Raw genomic sequence first — 21453 nt, 5'->3', positions numbered from 1 at the left:
GTGAGGAATACAGCATGAGATTGAAGCCCTTAGTGACCGCGCTCTGTGCTGGCGCGCTGCTGGCCGCAACCCCGTTTGCGCAGGCAAAAGATCTGAAGTCCATCGGCGTGACGGTGGGCGACCTGGCTAACCCGTTCTTCGTGCAGATCACCAAAGGTGCCGAGCTGGAAGCGCGCAAGCTGGCGGGAGATAACGTCAAGGTGACGCTGGTCTCCAGCGGGTACGATCTGGGCCAGCAGGTGTCGCAGATCGATAACTTCATTGCGGCGAAAGTGGACATGATCATCCTCAACGCCGCGGATTCCAAAGGGATCGGCCCGGCGGTAAAACGCGCCAAAGAGGCAGGGATCGTGGTCGTGGCGGTTGACGTGGCGGCGGAAGGGGCTGATGCGACCATCACCTCCGATAACACCCAGGCGGGGGAGATGGCCTGTAAGTACATAACCGACCGCCTGAAAGGTAAAGGCAACGTGGTGATCATCAACGGGCCGCCGGTTTCTGCGGTACAAAACCGCGTGGAGGGCTGCCAGACCGAGTTCAGGCGCCACCCGGATATCAAAGTGCTTTCGGATAATCAGAACGCCAAAGGCAGCCGCGAAGGCGGACTGGAGGTCATGACCTCCCTGCTGGCGGCCAATCCGAAGATCGACGGCGTATTCGCAATTAACGATCCGACGGCGATCGGTGCCGATCTGGCGGCGAAACAGGCTCAACGTAATGAGTTCTTTATCGTTGGCGTGGATGGCAGCCCGGACGGTGAAGAAGCTCTGAAGCGCGAAAACTCCCTGTTTGTGGCGACGCCGGCGCAGGATCCGCAGGTGATGGCGGCGAAGGCGGTGGAGATCGGCTATGACATTCTTCAGGGCAAACCTGCGCCGAAAGAGCCTGTGCTGATCCCGGTGACGATGATCGATAAAAAGAACGTCGGCACGTATAAGGGGTGGACGGTTAAGTAAACCCGGTGCGGCCTGATGCCCTCACCCTAACCCTCTCCCACGGGGAGAGGGAACTTACTCCCCCTCAAGGGAGAGGGCCGGGGTGAGGGGGCGGCAAAAAACTTAAGGAGTCCCCATGAAACGCTCCGACATCAATGAAATACTCGGCCACACGCGGCAGTTCTTCTCCATGCACGACGTGCATCTCCCGCCGTTTGCCAGCTTTCCGCCAACAAAATGGCAGCAGCTTGACCAGGCCACCTGGCAGGAGGTGTTCGACCTCAGGCTCGGCTGGGACGTGACGGCGTTTGGCGGTAACAATTTTGCCGCACAGGGGCTGACGCTGTTCACCCTGCGCAACGGCTCCCCCAACGGCGTACCTTATGAAAAGTGCTATGCCGAAAAAATCATGCACGTCCGCGACGGCCAGGTGACGCCGATGCATTTCCACTGGCGCAAGCGGGAGGACATCATCAACCGCGGCGGCGGAAATCTGATTATTGAGTTATGGAATGCGGGCGCGCATGAAGAGACCGAAAACACCGACGTGATCGTCACGATAGACGGCTGTCGGCAGACGCACGCGCCCGGCAGCCAGCTGCGCCTCACGCCAGGGGAGAGCATCTGCCTGACGCCCGGCCTGTACCACAGTTTCTGGGGTGAACGCGGCTTTGGCGACGTGCTGGTGGGCGAAGTGTCGTCGGTCAATGACGATGAACACGACAACCACTTTTTACAGCCCATCGATCGCTATAACACCATCGAAGAAGACGAACCGGCGGTGCTGGTGCTGTGCAACGAGTACACCCTGTTTCGGATATAAGGAGTGAATGATGCCATTGATTTCTCTTGCCGACGGTCTGGCACACGCCAGAGAACACCGCTACGCCCTGGGCGCGTTCAACGTTCTCGACTCCCATTTTCTGCGCGCGCTGTTTGCCGCCGCGAAGCAGGAACGTTCGCCGTTTATCATCAACATCGCGGAAGTGCATTTTAAGTACGTGTCTCTGGAGTCACTGGTGGAAGCGGTGAAGTTCGAAGCCGCCCGTCACAATATTCCCGTGGTGCTTAACCTCGACCATGGCCTGCATTTTGAGGCCGTCGTGCGCGCCCTGCGCTTAGGGTTCAGCTCGGTGATGTTCGACGGCTCGACGCTGAGCTATGAGGAAAATATCCGCCAGACCCGGGAAGTGGTGAAGATGTGCCACGCGGTGGGCGTCTCGGTGGAGGCGGAGCTGGGCGCAGTCGGCGGAGATGAAGGCGGCGCGCTGTACGGGCATGCGGACGAAGCGTTCTTTACCGACCCACAGCTGGCGCGCGAGTTTGTTGATTCAACCGGCATCGATGCGCTGGCGGTCGCCATTGGCAACGCGCACGGGAAATACAAGGGCGAGCCGAAGCTTGATTTCCCCCGTCTGGACGCCATTCGCCAGCAGACGGGCCTGCCGCTGGTGTTACACGGCGGCTCTGGCATCAGCGATGCCGACTTCCGCCGCGCCATCGAGCTGGGCATTCATAAAATCAACTTCTATACCGGCATGTCGCAGGCCGCGCTCGCCGCCGTTGAGCAGCGCATGGCAAACCGCCAGCCGCTGTACGATGAGTTTGCCGAACTGCTGCTGGGCATTGAAGAGGCCATTACCGATACGGTCGCGGAGCAGATGCGCATCTTCGGCAGCGCGGGGCAGGCATAATGGAACGCAAAGGGATTATCGCCGCAGGCAACATGCTGGTGGATCACGTTCATCAGATCGTGCAGTGGCCGGAGCGCGGCTGGCTGGCGGAAATCACCCACAGTGAGCGCTCAACCGGCGGTGCGCCGCTCAACGTTCTGCTGACGCTGGCGAAAATGCACGTCGGCCTGCCGTTACAGGCGGTGGGGCTGATTGGGGAAGACAGCGACGGAGACTATATTCTGGCGATGCTCGACCAGTATCACGTCAATCGCCAGCGCGTGCAGCGCACGACGTTCGCCCCAACGTCGATGTCGCAGGTAATGACCGACCCCAGCGGACAGCGCACCTTTTTCCACTCGCCGGGCGCCAACCGCCTGCTGGATCTTCCCGCCTTCGATCGTTTAGACGGATCGCTGAAGATCTTCCATCTCGGCTATCTGCTGCTGCTCGACAGCCTGGACATGCCGGACGAGGAGTTTGGCACCCGCAGCGCGCGGTTACTGGCACAGATGCGCGATCAGGGGTATGAAACCTCGCTCGATCTGGTCTCCCGCAAGGGCGATCCGCGCTATCAGCCGCTGGTGCTCCCTGCCCTGCGTCATCTTGATTATCTGGTGATTAACGAGCTGGAAGCCGGTGAGTTTAGCGGGCTTGAGATCCGCGACGGTCATGGTGCGCTGAACATGGTCCATATCGCCGACGCTGCCGCACAGTTGCTGGCGGCAGGCGTGCGGCAGCGGGTGGTGATCCACTGTCCGGAAGGGGCATGGGGTGAAGCGCCGGGTGAAAAAGGGCAATGGGTTCCGTCGTGGAAGCTGACGCAGGACGAGATTATCGGCAGCGTCGGTGCGGGCGACGCGTTTTGCGCAGGCTTTTTATACGGTTGCCATGAATCGCTGTCGCTTACCGAGAGTATTTATCTGGCGCACGCCTGCGCGCGGGCCAGCCTGCTGGCGGCCAATGCGATTGACGGCGCGAAAACGCTGGCCGAGCTTCAGGCGTTTATTCAGGAGAACGGTCAGGCGGCTTTCTCATGATGGGAAACGTCCGTGGCAAAAACATAGCCCAGACCGCGAATGGTTTTGATCAGCAAAGGCTGGTGCGGATTGACCTCAATTTTTCGCCGTAGCCGCATGATCAACACGTCGATAGTGCGGTCAAAGACCTCGGCGCTTTCGCTGTGGGTCAGCTCCAGCAGCTGTTCACGACTCAGTACCCGGCGGGCGTTTTGCGTTAATGCCAGCAGCAGGCCGTATTCGCCCTGGGTTAACGGCACGGTATTACGCTGCGGATCGCTCAGCTCGCAGCGGGTGGTGTCCAGCGTCCAGCCGTTAAAGGTAATACCTTCAACGCGCGGCGCGGCAGGCTCCGCGTCCAGCGCGCCGGTTCGACGCAGCACCGCCTTAACGCGGGCGACCACCACGCGCGGATTGAACGGTTTTCCGATGTAATCATCGGCGCCCATTTCCAGCCCGACGACCACATCTGATTCACTTCCCAGCCCCGTCAGCATCACCACCGGTAGCGATGGTCGCTGCTTTTGCAGTTGCAGCAAAACCTGTAATCCGTTGATATCCGGCAGCATCATGTCCAGCAGAACCAGCGCAATGCCAGGGTCCTGCTGGACACGGTTCACCGCGTCCTGACCGGTGTGACACGTCAGCACGGTAAAGACGTGCTCGCTGAGCACATCCTGTAGCAGTTCGCAGACTGCGACATCATCATCAACCACCAGAATCGCCGGTTTCATCGCATGCTTCCGTCAGGGAATTATGTTAAGTCTGAACCATTCTGCCGCTGGCTCCAGCCGAATTGTTTTTTACGTGACGGAAATTCAATCCATGTCACATCCCCTGCCCTTTCGACACGTCAATTTTGACGATTGGCTGTTTTTCGTCAGGGTTTTGCCCCGCAAAGGGTCGTAAAGTCAGGAAATACCCATAGTAAAAACATGGCATAGAAGCTGCATATTGGGCAGGTAAGAACTGTTTAACTGGAGCAAAGTGATGAAAAAAGTCGTCACGGTTTGCCCTTATTGTGCCTCAGGTTGCAAGATCCACCTGGTGGTCGATAACGGCAAAATCGTCCGGGCGGAAGCGGCGCAGGGTAAAACCAATCAGGGCACGCTGTGCCTGAAAGGGTACTACGGCTGGGATTTTATTAACGATACCCAAATCCTCACGCCGCGCCTGAAAACCCCTATGATCCGCCGCGAGCGCGGCGGCAAGCTGGAAGCCGTCTCCTGGAATGAAGCGCTGGATTACGTCGCCACGCGCCTCAGCGCCATCAAGGCCAAGTATGGCCCGGATGCGATTCAGACCACCGGCTCCTCACGCGGGACGGGTAACGAAACTAACTATGTAATGCAAAAATTCGCGCGCGCCGTTATTGGTACCAATAACGTCGACTGCTGCGCTCGCGTCTGACACGGCCCATCGGTTGCAGGTCTGCACCAGTCGGTCGGTAACGGCGCAATGAGTAATGCCATCAATGAGATAGATAACACCGATCTGGTGTTCATCTTCGGCTATAACCCGGCGGATTCTCACCCTATCGTCGCGAATCACGTTATTCGCGCCAAACAGAACGGGGCGAAAATCATCGTCTGCGATCCGCGTAAAATTGAAACCGCGCGCATTGCGGATATGCACATCGCACTGAAAAACGGCTCGAACATCGCGCTGTTGAATGCGATGGGGCATGTCATTATTGAGGAGAACCTCTACGACCAGGCGTTTGTCGCGAGCCGTACGGAAGGGTTTGAAGAGTATCGCAAGATTGTCGAAGGCTATACGCCGGAGTCAGTAGAGGCGATAACCGGCGTCAGCGCGCAGGAGATCCGCCAGGCGGCGCGGATGTACGCCGGAGCGAAAACCGCCGCCATTCTGTGGGGCATGGGCGTGACCCAGTTCTACCAGGGCGTGGAAACCGTGCGCTCGCTCACCAGCCTCGCCATGCTGACCGGCAATCTGGGTAAAGCGCATGTGGGCGTGAACCCGGTGCGTGGTCAGAATAACGTGCAGGGTGCGTGTGATATGGGCGCGCTGCCGGACACCTATCCGGGCTACCAGTACGTGAAGTTCCCGGAAAACCGCGAGAAGTTTGCGAAGGCCTGGGGCGTGGAAAGTCTGCCGGCACACACCGGATACCGCATCAGCGAGCTGCCGCACCGCGCGGCGCACGGTGAAGTACGTGCGGCCTACATCATGGGTGAAGATCCGCTCCAGACCGACGCCGAACTGTCTGCGGTGCGCAAAGGCTTTGAGGATCTGGAGCTGGTGATTGTTCAGGATATCTTTATGACCAAAACCGCGGCAGCGGCGGATGTGATTCTGCCGTCGACCTCCTGGGGCGAGCATGAAGGTGTCTATACGGCGGCAGACCGCGGCTTCCAGCGCTTCTTCAAGGCCGTCGAGCCGAAGTGGGATCTGAAAACAGACTGGCAAATCATCAGCGAAATCGCCACCCGCATGGGCTACCCGATGCACTACAACAACACCCAGGAGATCTGGGACGAGTTGCGGCATCTGTGTCCGGACTTTTATGGGGCAACCTATGAAAAAATGGGTGAGCTGGGCTACATCCAGTGGCCGTGCCGGGATGAGTCAGAATCCGATCAGGGGACGTCGTACCTCTTTAAAGAGAAGTTCGACACCCCGAACGGGCTGGCGCAGTTCTTCACCTGCGACTGGGTCGCGCCGATCGATAAGCTCACCGACGAGTATCCGATGGTGCTCTCCACCGTGCGTGAAGTGGGCCACTACTCCTGCCGTTCCATGACCGGTAACTGCGCCGCGCTGGCGGCGCTGGCGGATGAACCGGGCTACGCGCAGATCAACACCGCCGATGCCGAACGGCTCGGTATTGAAGATGAAGCGCTGGTGTGGGTGAACTCGCGTAAGGGCCGCATCATTACCCGCGCGCAGGTCAGCGACCGTCCGAACAAAGGGGCAGTCTATATGACCTACCAGTGGTGGATTGGCGCCTGTAACGAGCTGGTGACGGAGAACTTAAGCCCGATAACCAAAACGCCGGAGTATAAATACTGCGCCGTAAACGTGGAGCCCATTGCGGATCAACACGCTGCGGAACAGTATGTGATCGACGAATATAACAAGCTGAAAGCCCGCCTGCGTGAAAGCGCAATGGGATGAAGCCGTAAATTAATCACTGACTAAATGGGGTGAGATATTCACCCCATTATTATTTCTGGCATCGCTATTAATTACATCTATATATATTTCTGAAGACGTCTCGCAGAAAAAATGTAATTTGCGCGAAAATTAATTACATCTTTGCATTTTAATTCAGAGGGATAAGATATGCGGCGGGTGCTTAAGACTTTCTGTCTTGAGCATTGTTGAGGGACAGAAAGTGGAAAGCCCCGGGAAATTTGCATTTACCCGAGGCTACCCCTCAACAACCAACAGGTTGAGAGTAGCCTCTTATTCTTTTTTTCACAAGGAGTAAAAGGCATGACGCCATTAAAAAATACGTTAGGCATCGTCTTTATTATTTGCCTGACGATAGTGATCTTTACCTTTATTACTCGCGATAAGTTATGTGAGTTTTCAATAAAGAGTGAACATCAGGAGGTGGCGGCGAAATTAGCCTGTAACGCAGGCTAACCTCTTCGGGCGGAACGCGTGTTCCGCCCGGCTTGTGGGATGCTGAGGTCTTAACGCACCCGTTTTTTTCTTCTGTCGCCGCGATTATACTGCGCGGCGTGTACCCAGATGATAAGAATCCATGAAAACCCTTTTTCTGATGTTGTTATTTTTAACCGCGTTTGCCCATGCCGATGAGATAGGCAGCCAGTATAAAAAGCAGGCTGAAGCGGGCGATGCGCGCGCGCAGTATTATCTTGCCGATACCTGGTTCAGTTCCGGCGACAGCGCGCAGGCGGCGCTGTGGGCGGAAAAAGCGGCAAAAGGCGGTGATGTCGACGCCATGGCGCTGCTGTCGCAAATCCACTTTTCGCAGGGCGACTATGCTCAGGCCAAAGCCCTGGCCCAGCAGGCAAACATTGCGGGCAGCAAACGCGGCGCGATCATGCTGGCGCGGGTGCTGGTGAACACGCAGGCGGGCAAAACCGACTACCCGCAGGCCATCGCACTGCTGCAATCGGCGACCGAAGACATCGATAGCGACTCGGCGGTAGACGCGCAACAGCTGCTGGGGCTGATCTATGCCAACGGCGTTGAAGTTCCTCAGGATGACGTGCAGGCCGCATCGTGGTTCAAGCGGAGTTCGGCTCTGTCCCGGACGGGCTATGCGGAGTACTGGGCAGGAATGCTGTTCAGGCAGGGTGAGAAAGGCTTTATCACACCGAATAAACAGAAAGCGCTTTACTGGTTAAACCTGAGCTGTACCGAAGGGTTTGATACCGGGTGTGAAGAGTTTGATGCGTTGAGCGGGGAATAACGTGCCGGGTGGCGGCTTCGCCTTACCCGGCCTACAAAACCTGTAGGCCCGGTAAGCGCAGCGCCACCGGGCTTAGAATGTTACTGGTCAGCCGTTTTATCAAAACGACCCAGCACCTCGCGTTCATACGCCAGCGCTTTTTTACGGTCGAACTTGTGTTCCCACTTGGAGATTACCAGCACCGCCAGCGCATTACCCACCACGTTCAGCGCAGTACGCGCCATGTCGAGGATACGGTCCACACCGGCAATAAACGCCAGGCCTTCCAGCGGAATACCGACGCTGCCCAGCGTCGCCAGCAGCACCACGAAGGAAACGCCCGGCACGCCTGCGATGCCTTTTGAAGTCACCATCAGCGTCAGAACCAGCACGATCTCCTGCCACAGCGACAGGTCAATGCCGTACAGCTGCGCGATAAAGATTGCCGCAATACTCTGATACAGCGTCGAACCATCCAGGTTGAAGGAGTAGCCCGTTGGCACCACGAAGCTGGTAATGGACGCCGGCGCACCGTAGGCCTCCATCTTCTCAATGATACGCGGCAGTACGCTCTCGGAACTTGCCGTGGAGTAGGCCAGAATCAGCTCATCCTTCAGGATGCGGATCAGGATCCAGATGCTGAGCCCGCACAGGCGCGCCACAATGCCCAGCACCACCAGCGCGAAGAACAGAATCGCGAAGTGCACCAGAATCACCAGCTTCGCCAGCGGCCACAGGGAGGCAAAGCCGAAGTTCGCTACGGTTACCGCAATCAGCGCGAATACCCCGACCGGCGCATAACGCATCACCATGTGGGTGACTTTGAACATGGTTTCGGAGACAGATCGGAACACGGTGACCAGCGGTTCACGGTGCGTCGCGGGCAGGGAAGAAAGCCCCAGACCAAAGAGTACCGAGAAGAAGATGATCGGCAGCATCTCGCCCTTCGCCATGGACGCGATAATGTTGGTCGGCACCAGCGAGAGAATAGTCCCCATCAGTCCATGCGAATGGCTCTGCACATCGGCGGTTGTGCTTTGGTATTTCGAAATATCCACCGTCGCCAGCTGCGACATATCGATCCCGGCACCAGGCTGGAACACATTCGCCAGGGTGATGCCAAGAACGATGGCAACCGTGGTGATCACTTCGAAATAGAGAATAGTTTTAACGCCGATGCGGCCTAACTGTTTCGCATCACCGACACCCGCGATACCGACCACCAGCGTCGAGATCACAATCGGCACAACAATCATCTTGATCAGATGAATAAAGATATCGCCCGCAGGGGAGAGAAGGTTCGCAATCAGCCACTCGCGGCTGTCGCTATGATAATGGAGGTAACTGCCCAGCAAGATGCCCAGCACAAGGGCCAGCAGGATCTGCCAGGCCAGGCTGACTTTCAAATTTTTCATAGAAACTGACTTCCTCAATGAAATCTCCGTACCATCAAAACTGCATGAATATGGAGACATACTGAAAGGGTATGAATTGTGTTGCGTTGGTTTATGGGATTTTTTAACGCGCCGTATGAGTATCATTTGCACGGCATGCTGCGCAAGCCTTAAAGAACAAGGCATTTCACTGCAAAAAGTGTCATTGACGGCAATTTATAGCAATTCGCATAAATAACCATTTGTTATACAAAATATTTTCACTTCAAAAAAGTGAATAATTCTTCAGGTGAATTATTTCCCTTCAAAGTTTCATTCGCTCAATTTTCATACTCTTCAGACATTGCGTGATCTGTCGCCCAAATACTAAACAAAGCTTGTAAAGCCCCTACTATTAACGTTTTTGCGACATATTATTAACATCTTACAAGGAGAAAAAAAGCCATGAGCCAAATACACAAACACGACATTCCCGCAAACATTGCGGACCGTTGCCTGATAAGCCCGGAGCAATACCAGGAGAAATACCAGCAGTCCGTTTCCAGCCCTGACGCGTTCTGGGGTGAGCAGGGTCACATCCTCGACTGGATCAAACCTTATCAGAAGGTAAAGAACACCTCTTTCGCGCCGGGCAACGTCTCCATTAAATGGTATGAAGACGGCACGCTGAACCTGGCGGCGAACTGCCTGGACCGCCATCTTGCTGAACGCGGCAACGAAACGGCCATCATCTGGGAAGGCGACGATGCCTCTCAGAGTAAACACATCTCGTATAAAGAACTTCATCGCGACGTGTGCCGCTTTGCCAACGTGCTGCTGGCCCAGGGCATTAAAAAAGGCGATGTGGTGGCGATCTATATGCCAATGGTGCCGGAAGCCGCCGTGGCTATGCTGGCCTGCGCGCGCATCGGTGCGATCCACTCCGTTATCTTCGGCGGTTTCTCGCCGGAGGCGGTTGCCGGGCGTATTGTCGACTCAAATTCGAAGCTGGTGATCACCGCTGACGAGGGCGTGCGCGCCGGGCGCGGTATTCCGCTGAAGAAAAACGTTGATGAAGCGCTGAAAAACCCGAACGTGAAATCCATCAGTAACGTCATTGTCTTCAAACGCACGGGCGGCAAAATCGACTGGCACGAGGGGCGCGACCTGTGGTGGAGCGATCTGATTGAAAACGCGAGCGACCAGCATCAGCCTGAAGAGATGAACGCGGAAGATCCGCTGTTTATTCTTTATACCTCCGGCTCCACCGGTAAGCCGAAAGGCGTGCTGCATACCACCGGCGGCTATCTGGTTTACGCGGCCACCACCTTTAAATACGTTTTCGACTACCATCCGGGCGACATCTACTGGTGTACCGCCGACGTGGGCTGGGTGACCGGTCATAGCTACCTGCTGTACGGCCCGCTGGCCTGCGGCGCAACGACGCTGATGTTTGAAGGCGTACCGAACTGGCCGACCCCGGCGCGTATGTGCCAGGTGGTTGATAAGCATCAGGTCAACATTCTCTACACCGCGCCAACGGCGATCCGCGCGCTGATGGCGGAAGGCGATAAAGCCATCGAAGGGACCGACCGCTCTTCCCTGCGTATCCTCGGCTCCGTGGGCGAGCCGATCAACCCCGAAGCCTGGGAGTGGTACTGGAAGAAGATCGGCAACGAGAAGTGCCCGGTGATGGATACCTGGTGGCAGACCGAAACCGGCGGCTTCATGATCACCCCGATGCCGGGTGCCACGCAGCTGAAAGCCGGTTCGGCCACCCGTCCGTTCTTCGGCGTGCAGCCTGCGCTGGTGGACAACGAAGGCAATCCGCAGGAAGGCGCTACCGAGGGCAACCTGGTGATCGTCGATTCCTGGCCTGGCCAGGCGCGTACCCTGTTCGGCGACCATGAGCGCTTCGAGCAGACCTACTTCTCGACCTTCAAAAACATGTACTTCAGCGGCGACGGCGCGCGCCGGGATGAAGACGGTTATTACTGGATCACCGGACGCGTGGACGACGTGCTGAACGTCTCCGGCCACCGTCTGGGCACGGCGGAGATTGAGTCTGCGCTGGTGTCGCATCCGAAAATTGCCGAAGCGGCGGTTGTCGGCATTCCTCACAACATCAAAGGCCAGGCGATCTACGCCTACGTCACTCTGAACCACGGCGAAGAGCCGTCGCCAGAGCTGTATACCGAGGTGCGCAACTGGGTGCGTAAAGAGATCGGCCCGCTTGCCACGCCGGACGTGCTGCACTGGACCGACTCGCTGCCGAAAACCCGTTCCGGCAAGATTATGCGCCGTATCCTGCGCAAAATCGCGGCGGGCGACACCAGTAACCTCGGTGATACCTCAACGCTGGCCGATCCTGGCGTGGTGGACAAACTGCTCGAAGAGAAGCAGGCCATCGCAATGCCTTCCTAGTGTTTTCTCCCTCTCCCCGTGGGAGAGGGCCGGGGTGAGGGCATCAGACCGCACCTTCCTCCCCTCACCCTCTCCCCACAGGGGAGAGGGGATAAAAACAAACCAACCTTACTTCTGGAGACTCTGTGATGAATAACGATATTTGTCAGCAGATAGAGAATAGTGCGCACTACAGGGAGCTCGTCGAAAAACGGCAACGGTTTGCCTTCATCCTTTCCATCATCATGCTGATTATCTACGTCGGCTTTATTCTGCTGATCGCCTTTGCGCCGCACTGGCTGGGCACCCCGCTGCATGAGGGTACAAGCGTCACGCGCGGTATTCCGATTGGGATTGGCGTGATCATCATTTCGTTTGTGCTCACGGGTGTGTACGTCTGGCGTGCGAACGGTGAATTCGATCGTCTTAACAGAGAAGTTCTGCGCGAGGTAAAAGCATCATGAAGCGAGTCCTGACGGCGCTAGCCGCCACACTTCCCTTTGCTGCCCATGCGGCAGATGCCCTTACCGGCGAGGTTCAGCGCCAGCCAACCAACTGGCAGGCGATTATCATGTTCCTGATTTTCGTGGTGCTGACGCTGTACATCACCTACTGGGCGTCGAAACGCGTACGCTCCCGTAACGATTACTACACCGCGGGCGGCAACATTACCGGCTTCCAGAACGGGCTGGCGATAGCGGGGGACTTTATGTCCGCCGCCTCGTTCCTTGGGATCTCCGCGCTGGTGTATACCTCAGGGTATGACGGCCTGATCTACTCCCTCGGGTTCCTGGTGGGCTGGCCAATCATTCTGTTCCTGATTGCCGAGCGCCTGCGTAACCTGGGACGCTATACCTTTGCTGACGTCGCTTCCTATCGCCTGAAGCAGGGGCCGATTCGTACCCTCTCCGCCTGCGGTTCGCTGGTGGTGGTGGCACTCTATCTGATCGCCCAGATGGTCGGCGCGGGCAAACTGATCGAGCTGCTGTTCGGCCTGAACTACCACGTCGCGGTGGTGCTGGTCGGCGTGCTGATGGTGATGTACGTCCTGTTCGGCGGCATGCTGGCCACCACCTGGGTACAGATCATCAAAGCGGTACTGCTGCTGTTCGGCGCCAGCTTTATGGCCTTTATGGTGATGAAGCACGTCGGGTTCAGCTTCAATAATCTGTTTACCGAAGCGATGGCGGTCCACCCGAAAGGGGAAGCGATCATGAGCCCGGGCGGGCTGGTGAAAGATCCGATATCCGCGCTCTCGCTCGGTCTCGGCCTGATGTTCGGTACCGCTGGCCTGCCGCATATCCTGATGCGTTTCTTCACGGTGTCAGATGCGCGTGAAGCGCGTAAAAGCGTGTTCTACGCTACCGGGTTTATGGGCTACTTCTACATTCTGACCTTTATCATCGGCTTCGGCGCAATCATGCTGGTGGGGGCAAACCCGGCGTTTAAAGACGCGGCGGGCGCGCTTATCGGCGGTAACAACATGGCGGCGGTGCATCTGGCCGACGCGGTGGGCGGCAACCTGTTCCTCGGCTTTATCTCTGCCGTGGCCTTTGCCACCATCCTCGCGGTGGTTGCAGGGCTGACGCTGGCCGGCGCGTCGGCGGTTTCGCATGACCTCTACGCCAACGTCTTCCGCAAAGGCGCAAGCGAGCGCGATGAGCTGAAAGTCTCCAAAATCACCGTGCTGGTGCTGGGCGTCGTCGCCATCCTGCTGGGGATTTTGTTCGAGAAACAGAACATCGCCTTTATGGTCGGGCTGGCCTTCTCGATTGCGGCAAGCTGTAACTTCCCGATCATTCTGCTCTCCATGTACTGGTCAAAACTGACCACCCGTGGGGCGATGATCGGCGGCTGGCTGGGCCTGCTGACGGCGGTGATTCTGATGATCCTCGGCCCGACCATCTGGGTGCAGATCCTCGGTCACGAAAGCGCTATCTTCCCGTATGAATACCCGGCGCTGTTCTCCATTGCCGTGGCGTTTATCGGGATCTGGATCTTCTCTGCCACCGATAATTCACCGGAGGGTAACCTGGAGCGTGAAAAATTCCGCGCCCAGTTTATCCGCTCGCAAACCGGCCTGGGCGTTGAGCAGGGCCGCGCGCACTAAGCCTTTTCTCCCCGGTCGCTCTGGCCGGGGAGCTTAAAACATCACCCACGCCACCAGCGGCGCAATCAGCACCATCGTGACGCCCGAAAGCATCATCACCAGGCTCGCAACAACGCCCTCCTGCTGTCCCAGCTCATACGAACGTGCCGTCCCCGCCCCGTGCGACGCCGCGCCAAACCCCGCCCCTTTCGCCATCCCTTCGCGAATGGAAAGCCGCAGAAACAGCACATCCCCCACAGCCATGCCGAAGACGCCTGTCACCACCACAAACAGCGCCACCAGATCCGGCTGGCCACCGAGCGGTTTGGCGGCTGCCAGCGCAAACGGCGTGGTCACCGAACGCACCGCCAGGCTGCGCTGGATTTCATCAGGCAGCGTAAACAGCCGCGCCAGCCAGACCGAGCTGCACACCGCCACCACCGTCGCGGTGACGACGCCCGCGCTGAGCGACATCCAGTGGCGTTTGATAATGGCGAGGTTGTCATAAACGGGTACGGCGAAGGCAATGGTCGCCGGGCCGAGCAGCCACAGCAGCCAGTGGGATTCGCCAATGTAGTTCTGCCAGGAGATATGGCCGAAGACCAGCATCAGCACCAGCAGGATCGGCGTAAATACCAGCGGCATCAGCGGCAGCGCGCGAAAGCGGCGATACAGGCGCTTGTTGGCAAAGTAGATGACGACTGTCGCAATCAGGCACAGCACGCTTATCTGAAAGTTAGTCATGCTTCTGCCTGCTGATTTCAAAGCGATACACTTTATCCACCACCCAGGCGGTGGCGCCCAGCACCATCATCGTGCTCAGGGCGATAACCGCAAAGATGCGCCAGCCGTCGACCATCAGCAGCTGGGCATAGTTCACCACCGCCACCACGGCCGGCACAAAGAACAGCAGCATCTCCGCCAGCAACCAGCGTGCGCCGGCCCGCACCCAGCTAAGGGGCAACGCGCGACAGAGGATCAGCGTCAGCAACAGCACCATCCCCACCAGGTTGGCGGGTAAAGGCAGATGCAGCCAGTCGACAAGATATTCCGCGAAAACAAACAGTCCCGCGTAAAGCAGTACCTGAACCGGTACCTGGAGTCGTTGAACAACGGCAGGCGTAACACGGCTTAACGCCACGGCCATGGGGGTTTTCCTCAGAAATGAGACGAGGCGCCAGTATAGTGAGCGTACGGTATCGACTGAAATGAATTAAAATCATCGAAGGTATAGTTTCGAGGAATAATCATGGACATAAGAACGCTGCGCTATTTTGTCGAGGTGGTTCGCCAGCAAAGTTTTACCCGCGCAGCGGAGAAGTTATTCGTAACCCAGCCAACCATCAGCAAGATGCTGAAAAACCTCGAAGATGAGCTGAACTGTACCCTGCTGATCCGCGACGGGCGCAAGCTGCTGCTGACCGATACCGGTCGCGTGGTGTTCGAGCGCGGGCTGGCAATTCTGGCGGAGTTCCGCCAGCTGGAGGCCGAGCTTGGGGACATCAACCATCTGACAAAAGGGCTGCTGCGGCTCGGTATTCCGCCGATGGTCGGCATGATGATGGCCGGTCCGATAAGCCTGTTTCGTCAGCGCTATCCCGGCGTTGAGCTAAAAATTTCTGAATTTGGCGGCCTGACCGTGCAGCAGGCGGTGATGAACGGTGAACTGGACGTGGCCATGACGGCCCTTCCCGTGGAGGAGGAAAGCGGCCTGGCGACGCTGCCTCTGTTCAGCCACCCGCTGTGCGTGCTGGTGCCGCGCTCCGGCGACTGGCTGAAGATTGAGTCAGTAAAACCCGAGCTGCTCGGCGAACACCCGCTGCTGATTTACAACGAAGATTTTGCCTTAAGCCGCCAGCTGATGGCGCTGTTTAACCAGCATAACGTGAAGCCGCGCATTGCGGTGCGCAGCGGCCAGTGGGATTTTCTGGCGGCGATGGTACAGGCGGGCGTGGGGATTGCCATTCTGCCGCAGCCGATCTGCGAGCGGCTGGATAAAAATACGCTGCGCTGGATCCCGCTGGAGAGCGACCTGCACTGGCAGCTGGGGATGATCTGGCGTGAAGGGGTCTATCTGTCGCACAGCGCGCAGGCGTGGTTGCAATGCTGTGAGGGGTTTTGGGTACCCTCACCCTAACCCTCTCCCACAGGGAGAGGGAACCGATCGAGCACGTAGGCCCGGTAAGCGCAGCGCCACCGGGCAATTACAGCGCTACTGATTCTCTATCAACAACGCTTCCAGCAGATCCAGATCGTGCAGCAGCTTTTGCAGCGTCTCGTTGCTGATCTGCCGCGTGGCGCGCAGGTGATACAGCTCGGCACGCTCGGAGCGCAGCGCCGCCAGGCGGAAACGGCGTTCGAGGTTCTCTTCCTGCAACGAACTTTCCACGTCGTTACGTCCGTCAGCACGGCGACGCAAATTACCGATCACGCGTGAACTGACTTCCTTCAGCAGCTGGTTATCAATGTTCTCTTCGGCATCGGCGGCCAGACGCTCCTCCATCTTCTCGATGGCGACAATCGCCACTTCCGCCGTCGCCGCACGGGCAATCCGCTCTTCTTTGTGCTGTTGCGAGGAGTCCCCTGCGTCAATATGTTGCAGCAGAATCGGCAGCATAATCACGCCGACAAACAGGGAGAAGAGGATCACGCCCGCCGCCAGGAACACCAGCTCGTAGCGCGCCGGGAAGACGTCACCCGTCGGCAGCAGCAGAGGAATGGAGAGCACACCAGCAAGGGTGATCGCCCCGCGCACGCCCGCGAAAGAGGCAATCAGCAGCTCGCGCGTGGTCCACGAGCCGAACTCCATCGGCTTTTTGGTCAGGAAGCGAACGCTGAATTTCTTCATCGTCCACAGCCAGCCGAAACGCACCAGCATCAGCGCAAGGTAGATGAGCACGATATCGGTAAACAGCATCCAGACTTCAACGTTTGGATCCGCTTCGGCCGCAATCAGCGAGGATTCCATAATGCCCGGCAGTTGCAGACCCAACAGCAGGAACACCATGCCGTTAAACACAAACTCGAGCATGGCCCAGGTACTGTTCGCGCGCAGGCGCATCGCCAGCGGCGCGCGCCGCATAACGCCGGAGCGGGTGATGGTCATCCCCGCGGCTACCGCCGCCAGAATGCCCGACACGCCGATGTGTTCGGCAATCAGGTAAGAGGCAAACGGCAGCAGGAACAGCAGGACGATCTGCGTCGCCGGTTCATCACCACCCCAGCGGCTAAGGAAGCGCAGCGAGCGTCCGTACAGCCAGCTCACTACGAAGCCCGCGAGGATACCGCCAATCGCCACCTTGAAGAATTCCAGGGTCGCGCCGCCGACGGTAAAGACCATGGTGCCCATGGCAACCGCCACGGCAAACTTCAGGGCGACCAGGCCAGAGGCGTCGTTCATCAGCGCCTCGCCCTGCAAAATGCCCATGATTTTCTTTGGAATGCGCCCTTCGCCCACAATGCCGGACAGCGCCACGGCGTCGGTAGGCGACAGCACGGCGGCCAGCGCAAAGGCGGGTATGAGCGGGATCCCCGGTACGGCCCAGTAGATCAGAAAACCAATCCCGACCACGGTGACCACCACCAGCGCCAGCGCCAGGCCGAAGATCTCTCGCCCGTGCTCCAGAAATTCGCGCGTCGGCGTTTTCCAGCCATCGGCAAACAGCAGCGGCGGGATGAACAGCACGAGGAACAGTTCCGGATCGAACTCCACGTGCAGACCGAACGTCGGCCACGCCAGCAGCGCACCGATAGCTATTTGCATTAAAGGCAGGGGGACCTGGAAGGGCAGTACGCGTGTAACCACCCCGGATAATGAGACCACAAGGGTCATGATGAGTATTGTGAAGAAAATTTCCATGCGTTCCCTGTTTGCTGTGTTTCTTATATGCCAAACCTGAGGCGTCGTGCCTCTTATTCTATCCTCTCCAGAGTAACGTAAAAGGCAACAGGATGAGTCCTGAAAATAAAAACGGGCGGCCTGAGCCACCCGTTTTCGCATAAAAAGTCAATTCAGATGGCCCAGCCACCCGCGTAGAACGCAACCAGCGCAACGGCGATGACCACGGTACCGATGTTCAGCTTACGCCACTCACCGGAGACCAGACGCCCAATCACCAGCGAGGCGAAACCGATCATAATGCCAGTCACGATGTTACAGGTCAGCACGATGAATACCGCAGTGATCAGGCCTGACATGGCATCAACAAAATCCGCGAAATCGATTTTCGCCACGTTGCTCAGCATCAGCAGGCCGACGTACATCAGCGCAGGTGCGGTCGCGTAAGCCGGCACCAGATAAGAGAGCGGAGAGAGGAACAGGATCAGCAGGAACAGCACGCCAGCGGTGATGGCCGTCAGGCCGGTTTTACCGCCTGCCGCCGTACCCGCTGCGGACTCAATGTACACCGCCGCAGGCGCCGCACCTACCAGGCCAGAGAAAACGCTGCTCAGGGAGTCGGTGGTCAGCGCTTTGCCGCCGTCAATAATCTGTCCGTCTTTATCCAGCAGGTTGGCCTGACCGGCCACCGCGCGGATGGTGCCCGTGGCGTCAAACACCGCGGTCATTACCAGCGCCAGCACGCTTGGCAGGATCACCGGGTTCAGCGCGCCCACAATATCCAGGCTGCCAATCAGGGAGTTACCTTTGTCATCGCTCAGCGACGGCATGGCGAAAATCCCGGAGAAATGAACGGTCGGGTCGAAGATTAGGCCGACGATGGACACGCCGATAATGGTCAGCAGAATGCCGCCCGGCACTTTCAGTTTTTCCAGGCCAATGATCACCGCCAGACCCACCAGCGACATGATCACCGGGAAGCTCGCGAAGTTACCCAGCGCAACCGGCAGGCCGTCCAGCGGGTTCTTGATGACCAGACCCACGCCGTTGGCAGCGATCAGCAGCAGGAACAGGCCAATACCGATGCCGGTGCCGTGCGCCACGCCCTGCGGCAGGTTGCGCAAAATCCAGCTACGAATACCGGTTGCTGAAATTACGGTGAACAGCACGCCCATGAGGAACACGGCGCCGAGCGCTACCGGGACGCTGATATGCTGGCCCAGCACCAGGCTGAAAGCGGTGAACGCGGTCAGGGAGATGGCGCACCCGATCGCCAGCGGCAGGTTCGCCCACAGGCCCATCACAATCGAACCCACACCCGCAACCAGGCAGGTGGCAACGAAGACCGCCGCTGGCGGGAAGCCCGCTTTGCCGAGCATGCCTGGCACCACGATGACGGAGTACACCATCGCCAGAAACGTGGTCAGACCGGCAACAACTTCCTGGCGCACGGTGCTGCCGCGAGCAGAAATTTTAAACATGGCGTCAAGTGAACCGCCGGTACGCGCAGATGGCGTAGACATAGAAAACATCCCCTGAAAATTTTTATTGAAAGTCCGTAAGCGTGGTGGAGACTCCACTGCCAGCGAAACGTCAAATCCTTGTGCTGCGTTTGCGACGAAAGGGGCGTCACAAAAAAAGCAAACGTTTAGCTCCGCGCTTACAAAACGGGTGGTCAAATGTAGGCAAACGATTATCTAGCCTAATACCCGCCCTTTTCAACTGAACTTTCTCGTTTTTCGCTAAAATTGCCTCATGGCGATGAAGAATTAAGCAGAGGATGCGCAAACGTTATCGTCCATGCGCAATTTCGTTACATTTCATCCCTCGCCGGGGATTGTCAGCGGGCCGCCTTTCGCAAGCGTTGTCTGCCAGCCCGGACGTGCCTCCACTCTCTGTTTCCACGCCGCTATGTGGTCGAGATTGTCGATGCCGCCTCTCGCCAGCAGGGCGAAGAGGGGAAAACTCATCTGGATATCAGCCATGGTCAGCGTGTCGCCGGCAAACCAGCTGTTTTCGGCAAGATGATCGTTAATAAAGCGCGCATGCGTTTCCAGCTGGCGGTTGAGATACGCTTTTTGCACCCCCTGCCCCAGCGCCTTACCCAGCGTGCGCAGGCCAAACGGGACGGGTGGTTTGCCGAGGCTGTTAAACACCAGCTTCATTAACAGGAGCGGCATCAAAGACCCTTCGGCGTAATGCAGCCAGAAGCGATACTGCACTTTATGGGCGGGATCTAACGGTTTGAATCGTGACGCCGAATCGTACGTTTCCTGAAGATATTCCAGAATCGCGCCTGATTCGGCCAGCACCAGTCCGTTATCTTCCAGTACCGGGGATTTCCCCAGCGGATGCACTTTTTTGAGCGAATCCGGTGCAAGCATGGATTTCTCGCGCTGGTAGCGCACAATCTCATACGTCAGACCCAGCTCTTCCAGCGCCCAGAGGACGCGATGTGAACGAGACTGATTAAGGTGGTGGACCGTTAGCATGATGTTCTCCGGTGATTCATACTTTTTAACTATAGAAAACTGAACAACTTCACGAAAAAAATTTGGCTAAAATCTCACCGTCTCCGGTGGCAAAAACGGCGGCCGGGCATAGAATTAAAGTGTCAGTACAAACCGGAACCTCCTCCACAAGCTCGACACGAGGGGTACTGATGTCGGGGGAAACCCTCCCGTGAGCCAGCGGGATAGAGAGAAAGACAAAGACCGGAAAAAACTAAAGCGCCCTTAGTGGCGCTTTAGTTCTTTATGCTTGTTGCCGGGTGGCGGCTGCGCCTTACCCGACCTGCAAAACCGAGAGCGTAGGCCGGGTAAGCGAAGCGCCATCCGGCAAACACCTCTCAATCCTCCTCCAGCAACCGCGCCCCCGTTCCCTGCTCGCCCAGCCTGTCACCCGGGTTACGCAGCGGACAATCGCTGCGTGATAAACACCCGCAACCAATGCAGCCGTCCAGCTCATCGCGCAGGGCCACCAGCGTGTGAATACGACGATCCAGCTCTTCTCGCCACTGGGACGACAGCTGCTTCCACTCCTTCGCGCTCAGCGAGTGCCCTTCCGGCAATACGCCGAACGCGTCACCGATGGTGGCCAGAGGAATGCCGATACGTTGCGCAATTTTGATGATCGCCACGTAGCGGAGCACATCGCGGGTATAGCGCCGCTGGTTTCCGGCGTTACGGATACTTTTTATTAACCCTTTGCTTTCATAGAAGTGGAGCGCCGACACCGCCACACCGCTTCGCTTAGCCACTTCACCGGGGGTTAACAGCGCTTTGATGCGCGGTAATCTCTTTTCCATAAAACCTCTTTACCTCAAGTTAACTTGAGGAATTATACTCCCCCGCAGAGAAAACGACGAATCAACCAGGACAGATGTCTCCACAGAGGGGTAACCTTATGTCGCATCAGCAAATTATTCAGACACTTATTGAATGGATTGATGAACATATCGACCAGCCGTTGAACATTGATGTGGTCGCTAAGAAGTCGGGCTATTCGAAATGGTATTTACAGAGAATGTTCCGCACCGTAATGCATCAAACGCTGGGTGATTACATTCGCCAGCGCAGGCTCCTGCTGGCGGCGCAGGCGTTACGCTCAACGCAGCGGCCCATTTTTGATATCGCAATGGATCTGGGCTATGTGTCGCAGCAGACCTTTTCCCGCGTCTTCCGCCGCGAGTTTGACCGTACGCCGAGCGACTACCGCCATCAGCTCAATTAATGCG

Annotated in this window: 20 protein-coding genes; 12 read left to right on the top strand and 8 right to left on the bottom strand. The window is 57.5% G+C overall.

The window, feature by feature from the left end; genetic code table 11:
- The first annotated feature begins 14 nt into the window (after positions 1-14).
- From ACJTMZ_RS21315 to ACJTMZ_RS21300, 4 genes are all read left to right on the top strand, one after another.
- Positions 15-956, top strand: coding sequence for an ABC transporter substrate-binding protein (locus ACJTMZ_RS21315; protein ID WP_003860240.1), 942 nt, complete (start codon positions 15-17; stop codon positions 954-956).
- A 115-nt stretch (positions 957-1071) separates the two neighbouring features.
- Positions 1072-1758, top strand: a complete 687-nt coding sequence (locus ACJTMZ_RS21310; RefSeq protein WP_015570205.1) for a D-lyxose/D-mannose family sugar isomerase — start codon at positions 1072-1074, stop codon at positions 1756-1758.
- A 10-nt stretch (positions 1759-1768) separates the two neighbouring features.
- The gene (locus ACJTMZ_RS21305) at positions 1769-2629 is read left to right on the top strand and encodes a ketose 1,6-bisphosphate aldolase (RefSeq protein WP_045911460.1); all 861 of its coding nucleotides are present in this window, start codon (positions 1769-1771) and stop codon (positions 2627-2629) included.
- Positions 2629-3648 (top strand): carbohydrate kinase family protein, encoded by a 1020-nt coding sequence (locus ACJTMZ_RS21300; RefSeq protein ID WP_023295771.1) that lies wholly within the window; start codon positions 2629-2631, stop codon positions 3646-3648. Before ACJTMZ_RS21305 ends, ACJTMZ_RS21300 begins: the two co-directional genes overlap by 1 nt.
- Here ACJTMZ_RS21300 and ACJTMZ_RS21295 read toward each other — a convergent pair.
- A complete protein-coding gene (locus ACJTMZ_RS21295) occupies positions 3630-4361 on the bottom strand; it encodes a response regulator (protein WP_015570202.1) in 732 nt (243 codons plus the stop codon). The two genes, ACJTMZ_RS21300 and ACJTMZ_RS21295, sit on opposite strands and share 19 nt — an antisense overlap.
- A gap of 256 nt (positions 4362-4617) precedes the next feature.
- Here ACJTMZ_RS21295 and fdhF point away from each other — a divergent pair, with 256 nt between their 5' ends.
- The 3 genes from fdhF to ACJTMZ_RS21280 all read left to right on the top strand — a co-directional run bounded on the left by fdhF (position 4618) and on the right by ACJTMZ_RS21280 (position 8035).
- Positions 4618-6765 (top strand): formate dehydrogenase subunit alpha, encoded by a 2148-nt coding sequence (gene fdhF / locus ACJTMZ_RS21290; RefSeq protein ID WP_080024796.1) that lies wholly within the window; start codon positions 4618-4620, stop codon positions 6763-6765.
- A 321-nt stretch (positions 6766-7086) separates the two neighbouring features.
- Positions 7087-7239, top strand: coding sequence for a Hok/Gef family protein (locus ACJTMZ_RS21285; RefSeq protein WP_017694713.1), 153 nt, complete (start codon positions 7087-7089; stop codon positions 7237-7239).
- Positions 7240-7360: 121 nt separating this feature from the next.
- Complete coding sequence (locus ACJTMZ_RS21280; protein WP_015570200.1) at positions 7361-8035, top strand: tetratricopeptide repeat protein; 675 nt, start codon at positions 7361-7363, stop codon at positions 8033-8035.
- Between the two features lie 80 nt (positions 8036-8115).
- Here ACJTMZ_RS21280 and gltP read toward each other — a convergent pair whose 3' ends face one another.
- Positions 8116-9429: a glutamate/aspartate:proton symporter GltP gene (gene gltP, locus ACJTMZ_RS21275; protein ID WP_015570199.1), complete on the bottom strand. Its 1314-nt coding sequence runs from the start codon at positions 9427-9429 to the stop codon at positions 8116-8118.
- Positions 9430-9852: 423 nt separating this feature from the next.
- On the opposite strand from gltP, the gene acs reads away from it, so the two are divergent.
- The 3 genes from acs to actP all read left to right on the top strand — a co-directional run bounded on the left by acs (position 9853) and on the right by actP (position 13900).
- Entirely contained in the window at positions 9853-11811 is a 1959-nt protein-coding gene (gene acs / locus ACJTMZ_RS21270) for an acetate--CoA ligase (protein ID WP_015570198.1), read from the top strand.
- A gap of 128 nt (positions 11812-11939) precedes the next feature.
- Positions 11940-12254 (top strand): DUF485 domain-containing protein, encoded by a 315-nt coding sequence (locus ACJTMZ_RS21265; protein ID WP_017382635.1) that lies wholly within the window; start codon positions 11940-11942, stop codon positions 12252-12254.
- The gene (gene actP / locus ACJTMZ_RS21260; RefSeq protein ID WP_017382634.1) at positions 12251-13900 is read left to right on the top strand and encodes a cation/acetate symporter ActP; all 1650 of its coding nucleotides are present in this window, start codon (positions 12251-12253) and stop codon (positions 13898-13900) included. Before ACJTMZ_RS21265 ends, actP begins: the two co-directional genes overlap by 4 nt.
- Before the next feature lie 33 nt (positions 13901-13933).
- Here the strand turns inward: actP and ACJTMZ_RS21255 are convergent, their stop codons facing one another.
- Entirely contained in the window at positions 13934-14623 is a 690-nt protein-coding gene (locus ACJTMZ_RS21255) for an LrgB family protein (RefSeq protein WP_023295768.1), read from the bottom strand.
- Positions 14616-15026, bottom strand: coding sequence for a CidA/LrgA family protein (locus tag ACJTMZ_RS21250; RefSeq protein WP_017382632.1), 411 nt, complete (start codon positions 15024-15026; stop codon positions 14616-14618). The genes ACJTMZ_RS21255 and ACJTMZ_RS21250 overlap by 8 nt, the downstream gene beginning before the upstream one ends.
- A 102-nt stretch (positions 15027-15128) precedes the next feature.
- On the opposite strand from ACJTMZ_RS21250, the gene ACJTMZ_RS21245 reads away from it, so the two are divergent.
- Positions 15129-16016, top strand: a complete 888-nt coding sequence (locus tag ACJTMZ_RS21245; protein ID WP_022646759.1) for a LysR family transcriptional regulator — start codon at positions 15129-15131, stop codon at positions 16014-16016.
- Between the two features lie 75 nt (positions 16017-16091).
- Here the strand turns inward: ACJTMZ_RS21245 and ACJTMZ_RS21240 are convergent, their stop codons facing one another.
- The 4 genes from ACJTMZ_RS21240 to soxR form a co-directional block, all read right to left on the bottom strand.
- Entirely contained in the window at positions 16092-17738 is a 1647-nt protein-coding gene (locus ACJTMZ_RS21240; RefSeq protein ID WP_003860270.1) for a Na+/H+ antiporter, read from the bottom strand.
- A 152-nt stretch (positions 17739-17890) separates the two neighbouring features.
- Positions 17891-19240 (bottom strand): guanine/hypoxanthine transporter GhxP, encoded by a 1350-nt coding sequence (gene ghxP, locus ACJTMZ_RS21235; RefSeq protein ID WP_408626974.1) that lies wholly within the window; start codon positions 19238-19240, stop codon positions 17891-17893.
- 297 nt (positions 19241-19537) lie between these two features.
- Positions 19538-20209 (bottom strand): glutathione S-transferase family protein, encoded by a 672-nt coding sequence (locus ACJTMZ_RS21230; protein WP_017694715.1) that lies wholly within the window; start codon positions 20207-20209, stop codon positions 19538-19540.
- 356 nt (positions 20210-20565) lie between these two features.
- Positions 20566-21024 (bottom strand): redox-sensitive transcriptional activator SoxR, encoded by a 459-nt coding sequence (gene soxR, locus ACJTMZ_RS21225; protein ID WP_003860275.1) that lies wholly within the window; start codon positions 21022-21024, stop codon positions 20566-20568.
- A 98-nt stretch (positions 21025-21122) separates the two neighbouring features.
- Between soxR and soxS the strand changes: the two genes are divergently transcribed.
- Positions 21123-21449, top strand: a complete 327-nt coding sequence (gene soxS / locus ACJTMZ_RS21220; protein WP_003860277.1) for a superoxide response transcriptional regulator SoxS — start codon at positions 21123-21125, stop codon at positions 21447-21449.
- The last annotated feature ends 4 nt before the right edge of the window (positions 21450-21453 follow it).

The sequence above is a fragment of the Enterobacter sp. DN genome (assembly GCF_046054285.1).
GTDB lineage: Bacteria > Pseudomonadota > Gammaproteobacteria > Enterobacterales > Enterobacteriaceae > Enterobacter > Enterobacter hormaechei_C.
This window is presented reverse-complemented; position numbering and strand designations above follow the sequence as displayed.

Excerpts from the sequence above, each read along its gene's own strand:
- gltP (WP_015570199.1), bottom strand. The coding sequence starts at position 9,429 with ATGAAAAATTTGAAAGTCAGCCTGGCCTGGCAGATCCTGCTGGCCCTT.
- ACJTMZ_RS21295 (WP_015570202.1), bottom strand. The coding sequence starts at position 4,361 with ATGAAACCGGCGATTCTGGTGGTTGATGATGATGTCGCAGTCTGCGAA.
- soxS (WP_003860277.1), top strand. The coding sequence starts at position 21,123 with ATGTCGCATCAGCAAATTATTCAGACACTTATTGAATGGATTGATGAA.
- ACJTMZ_RS21310 (WP_015570205.1), top strand. The coding sequence starts at position 1,072 with ATGAAACGCTCCGACATCAATGAAATACTCGGCCACACGCGGCAGTTC.
- ACJTMZ_RS21265 (WP_017382635.1), top strand. The coding sequence starts at position 11,940 with ATGAATAACGATATTTGTCAGCAGATAGAGAATAGTGCGCACTACAGG.
- ACJTMZ_RS21240 (WP_003860270.1), bottom strand. The coding sequence starts at position 17,738 with ATGGAAATTTTCTTCACAATACTCATCATGACCCTTGTGGTCTCATTA.
- ACJTMZ_RS21315 (WP_003860240.1), top strand. The coding sequence starts at position 15 with ATGAGATTGAAGCCCTTAGTGACCGCGCTCTGTGCTGGCGCGCTGCTG.
- ACJTMZ_RS21285 (WP_017694713.1), top strand. The coding sequence starts at position 7,087 with ATGACGCCATTAAAAAATACGTTAGGCATCGTCTTTATTATTTGCCTG.
- actP (WP_017382634.1), top strand. The coding sequence starts at position 12,251 with ATGAAGCGAGTCCTGACGGCGCTAGCCGCCACACTTCCCTTTGCTGCC.
- soxR (WP_003860275.1), bottom strand. The coding sequence starts at position 21,024 with ATGGAAAAGAGATTACCGCGCATCAAAGCGCTGTTAACCCCCGGTGAA.
- ACJTMZ_RS21305 (WP_045911460.1), top strand. The coding sequence starts at position 1,769 with ATGCCATTGATTTCTCTTGCCGACGGTCTGGCACACGCCAGAGAACAC.
- ACJTMZ_RS21280 (WP_015570200.1), top strand. The coding sequence starts at position 7,361 with ATGAAAACCCTTTTTCTGATGTTGTTATTTTTAACCGCGTTTGCCCAT.
- ACJTMZ_RS21230 (WP_017694715.1), bottom strand. The coding sequence starts at position 20,209 with ATGCTAACGGTCCACCACCTTAATCAGTCTCGTTCACATCGCGTCCTC.
- ACJTMZ_RS21245 (WP_022646759.1), top strand. The coding sequence starts at position 15,129 with ATGGACATAAGAACGCTGCGCTATTTTGTCGAGGTGGTTCGCCAGCAA.
- ghxP (WP_408626974.1), bottom strand. The coding sequence starts at position 19,240 with ATGTCTACGCCATCTGCGCGTACCGGCGGTTCACTTGACGCCATGTTT.
- ACJTMZ_RS21250 (WP_017382632.1), bottom strand. The coding sequence starts at position 15,026 with ATGGCCGTGGCGTTAAGCCGTGTTACGCCTGCCGTTGTTCAACGACTC.
- acs (WP_015570198.1), top strand. The coding sequence starts at position 9,853 with ATGAGCCAAATACACAAACACGACATTCCCGCAAACATTGCGGACCGT.
- ACJTMZ_RS21300 (WP_023295771.1), top strand. The coding sequence starts at position 2,629 with ATGGAACGCAAAGGGATTATCGCCGCAGGCAACATGCTGGTGGATCAC.
- ACJTMZ_RS21255 (WP_023295768.1), bottom strand. The coding sequence starts at position 14,623 with ATGACTAACTTTCAGATAAGCGTGCTGTGCCTGATTGCGACAGTCGTC.